The following is a 716-nucleotide window of genomic DNA, read 5'->3' as shown; positions in this document are numbered from 1 at the left end:
CACCTTATTGCAGGCGTTAGGCTCTATATTTAAACATTGATATACGAGTAAATCGGAGGTCAATGAAAGTTGAAAACCCTAATATCAGGACGTTGTCGGTGCGGAGAAATAGTTTACGAGCTCTTAGCTGAACCGACACACAAATACTTATGCTACTGTAGGGATTGCCAATACTTCACGGGAACTGACAAGATCTTCGTTGTTAGAGGTCCGCGCAGTACATTCAGTCTATGTCGAGGTAATCCCCAAAGCTACGATGTGGTAGCAGACAGTGGAGCGACTATCACTCGTGCTTTCTGCGGTACTTGTGGGAGCAGCCTGTTTATCTATCCCAAGATAGATCATGTTTACTATTTCGATGAGCATGATGTTATTTGTGTGGCTGCCGCCACTTTAGACGATCCGAATATGTTTTGTCCAGAATTTGCAGTCTTTGTTTCCAGGGCTCCGGCATGGGCAATGTTCCCGAAAGGAATTGAACTTCATCAATAAATAGTTGGGTTCATCATGGTTAGTACCGAGGAAAATGTATTGAATCCGGCAAGCCTAACAAAAACATCAAGGTGACGCGTTACACTCGGCGGTTTTGGTATGAAGTTCGGTGCACTTTGTCAGTTTGGTGGGGCGCACCTTATGTTCGGCGTTATGGCTTAAAAGCACAGGTAACGTGGCTTTCGCTTAAAGGTCTGTGGGTCAAGCTTAGCGGCTACCAAGCC

1 protein-coding gene is annotated in these 716 nt (G+C 45.4%); it reads left to right on the top strand.

Annotated features, from left to right (window positions below; translation table 11 throughout):
* Nucleotides 1–69: 69 nt before the first annotated feature.
* A complete protein-coding gene (locus Q0852_RS23675; protein WP_299022905.1) occupies nt 70–492 on the top strand; it encodes a GFA family protein in 423 nt (140 codons plus the stop codon).
* Nucleotides 493–716: the final 224 nt, after the last annotated feature.

This window comes from uncultured Photobacterium sp. (genome assembly GCF_947502415.1).
GTDB lineage: Bacteria > Pseudomonadota > Gammaproteobacteria > Enterobacterales > Vibrionaceae > Photobacterium.
This window is presented reverse-complemented; position numbering and strand designations above follow the sequence as displayed.